The sequence below is a fragment of the Microvirga sp. 2TAF3 genome (assembly GCF_052114965.1).
Taxonomy (GTDB): Bacteria; Pseudomonadota; Alphaproteobacteria; order Rhizobiales; family Beijerinckiaceae; genus Microvirga.
Window position 1 is genome coordinate 1 of the sequence record NZ_JBFRFT010000042.1, and the last position, 2821, is coordinate 2821.

At 59.8% G+C, this 2821-nt stretch carries 4 protein-coding genes; 3 read left to right on the forward strand and 1 reads right to left on the reverse strand.

Annotated elements, in window-relative coordinates; all coding sequences use genetic code 11:
• The coding region (locus AB4Y97_RS20800; protein WP_442000943.1) for a DNA translocase FtsK at positions 1–474 on the forward strand (474 nt) is incomplete at its 5' end.
• Positions 475–582: 108 nt separating this feature from the next.
• Positions 583–1638, forward strand: a complete 1056-nt coding sequence (locus AB4Y97_RS20805) for a histone deacetylase family protein (RefSeq protein ID WP_442000944.1) — start codon at positions 583–585, stop codon at positions 1636–1638.
• A 41-nt stretch (positions 1639–1679) separates the two neighbouring features.
• Here the strand turns inward: AB4Y97_RS20805 and AB4Y97_RS20810 are convergent, their stop codons facing one another.
• Positions 1680–1865, reverse strand: coding sequence for a hypothetical protein (locus AB4Y97_RS20810; RefSeq protein ID WP_442000945.1), 186 nt, complete (start codon positions 1863–1865; stop codon positions 1680–1682).
• Positions 1866–2095: 230 nt separating this feature from the next.
• Here AB4Y97_RS20810 and AB4Y97_RS20815 point away from each other — a divergent pair, with 230 nt between their 5' ends.
• Positions 2096–2566: a hypothetical protein gene (locus tag AB4Y97_RS20815; RefSeq protein ID WP_442000946.1), complete on the forward strand. Its 471-nt coding sequence runs from the start codon at positions 2096–2098 to the stop codon at positions 2564–2566.
• The last annotated feature ends 255 nt before the right edge of the window (positions 2567–2821 follow it).

Sequence of the window (2821 nt, forward strand, 5' to 3'; positions counted from 1 at the left end):
ACCTCGAAGATCGACAGCCGCACGATCCTCGGCGAGATGGGCGCCGAGCAGCTCCTGGGCCAGGGCGACATGCTGTACATGGCCGGGGGCGGGCGCATCACCCGCGTGCACGGGCCGTTCTGCTCCGACGAGGAGGTCGAGAAGGTCGTCGCCCACCTCAAGCGGCAGGCCCGGCCGCAATATCTCGAAGCCGTCACCGCCGAAGGCGAGGATGACATCGAAACCGAGGAGACGCCGGTCTTCGACGAGGGCGATTTCGGCTCGGGTTCAGGCGAGTTGTATGACCAAGCGGTTGCGATCGTGCTGCGGCACAGGAAGGCCTCGACCTCCTACATCCAGCGGCGGCTGCAGATCGGCTACAACCGTGCCGCCTCGCTGATGGAGCGCATGGAGAAGGAGGGCATCGTCGGCCCCGCCAACCATGCCGGTAAGCGGGAGATCCTGATCGGCCCCGACAACATGGATGGGCATTGAGAAGGCATTAAAGCTTCCCACCGTCATTCCGGGTGCCCGGCATTTGCTGTCGGGCACCCGAACTATTAGGAATAGGCGAGACCGTTATCGTTTCCTGGGGGAACTCTCATGCGGCTTTTCTTCAGCGAAACGCAATTGGCGCATCGGCCGAAACAATACATGGTGCATGGACGGATCGTGGATCCGTTCGAAAATCCGGATCGTGCCGCGACATTGATCGAGGCGCTCGGCACTGTGGGGCTTCCGCGAACGGAGCCTGCTGATTTCGGACTGGAACCCATTCTTCAGGTTCACGCCGATCATTACGTCGCCTTCCTGAAAACCGCCTATGCGCGCTTCATGGAACTCCCCGGTCATGGGCCTGAAGTGCTGCCCAATGTTCATCCCTATCGTGGAGCGGGCGATGACTTTGCCGCACGCCCCCGGCCGCGTACGACAGGCATTCTCGGGCAGGCGGGCTGGTATATCGGCGATCTGTCCTGCGCCATGATGGAAGGAACCTATCGCGCTGCTTATGCATCCGCGCAGACGGCAATTGCGGGTGCCTCATCTATAGTCTCTGGCGAAGATGCGAGTTTCGCCTTATGCCGGCCGCCCGGGCATCATGCCTATGCGGATCGCGCTTCGGGCTTCTGCTACTTCAACAATGCAGCGATTGCGGCGGAAGTTCTGCGACGCAGTTTTCCCCATGTAGCGGTCATCGATTTCGACACGCATCACGGCGACGGAACGCAGGCGATCTTCTACACCCGTGACGATGTATTCTACGGCTCCGTTCACACCGATCCGTCAGCCTATTATCCGCATTATGCCGGTTATGCGGATGAGACCGGAGCGGGGCAGGGCGAGGGCGCGAACCTCAACCTTCCGCTTGCTCAAGGCGCGGACGATGCCGCCTTCATCGAAGCGAACAGACATCTGTCGCGCGCAGTCCAGGCACATCGCATCGACGCCCTCGTGCTTTCGGCCGGATGGGATGCACACAGGGACGATCCCCTGTCGAAGTTGAACGTGACATCCGAGGCCTATGCGCGCATCGGAGAGATCTGGGGCGAGCTCAGGCTTCCCACTCTGATCGTTCAGGAGGGAGGTTATTCCCTTGCCGCTGTCGCCGATGCGGCTCCAGCCTTTGTTAGGGCTTTTCGTTCCGCTTCGGCGACGTGACAAGACCGCGATGAGATCCAGATCCCGTTTAAGGAATGGGCTCAGGATGCCTTGCGAAAGCGCTTCTCGGAAGGCTTGCTGTTCCTCGCCTCGGCATTCTCGCGCCGCTGACGAAGAGCGTCCAACTGCTGCTTGACCTGATCGAAGAGATGAGCATGAGCTTGGCCATGCTCGCTCATGATGTCGGCAAGAACGCTGACAGCGCGCTCCAGTCGCTCTTCGGTCATAGGGTGACGTTTCCGTCCTTTCCAGTCTGTCATTTGACGTCCTCTCGAATGGATCGAGAGAAACGATAATCCTAATATGTTTACGGATACCCTAAGATCGGCAGTTCGCGCATCGTGCGGAAAAGCGGATCCGGTTTTTCGCCGACGCGGGCCTTCGGTTCGCTTAGAACGGTGCTCTCACCTGGAGATCGTGCGCGGCCACCATCAGGTAATGGAGCGGCAGGATACGCATGATGCAGGCGGCATCGATCCTGCTTCGCACAAGGGTTCTTTATTCCACCCGGCATCGCATGGCATACTCATGCTCTGTTCGCTTCGGGAGTCGTGCGGTGATTGATACTGCGTTGCGCCAAAACATCCGACATATGCTGCAAAATGTGCGCAGCATGATTGGTAGTTACACCGGGCTATATGGGGACGAAAATTTGACCCACGATGTGCTGCATACCTGCGATCGCATCATTGCGCATGTTGTGCCGCATACCGGCCTCGAAGAGGCAAGGCGCCTCGTCGAGGAGCGATGCCAGCGGCTTACGCAGATGGCCGACCGTTTCGGCGAGCGGAATCTCGCGCTCATCTCGACGGCGCGAGCGCAGGCGATTGCGAGCATCGATGTGTTGCAGGACGCCGTTCTCGAACGATGCAAGGGATACGATGCCGCGCCGCATGTCGGCCCGGTCTTGAGAGTGCGAAGCAGCTAAAGGGAACCTCACTGTCGCATCGCGGACGCACTGACTGGCCGCAACCGACTCTCGTCAAGAAACCCGGCCCCTGCGCAGCCTGATTTTCTGGATTTTGCTGCCTTTTTAGAGCGGGCAGCAGTTGCGTGGAATCGGGAGAGCTGATTCCATAGGGTTGGTTGTGATTGGCCGGGAGGCGTCCCATGCCAGCTCCTCTGTCTCGAGACTTGCGTGAGCGGATCGTGCGTGCGGTGGAAGGCGGATCCTCCATCCGGC

Coding starts and splice junctions, on each gene's coding strand:
- AB4Y97_RS20805 (WP_442000944.1), top strand. CDS start 583: ATGCGGCTTTTCTTCAGCGAAACGCAATTGGCGCATCGGCCGAAACAA.
- AB4Y97_RS20810 (WP_442000945.1), bottom strand. CDS start 1,865: ATGACCGAAGAGCGACTGGAGCGCGCTGTCAGCGTTCTTGCCGACATC.
- AB4Y97_RS20815 (WP_442000946.1), top strand. CDS start 2,096: ATGATGCAGGCGGCATCGATCCTGCTTCGCACAAGGGTTCTTTATTCC.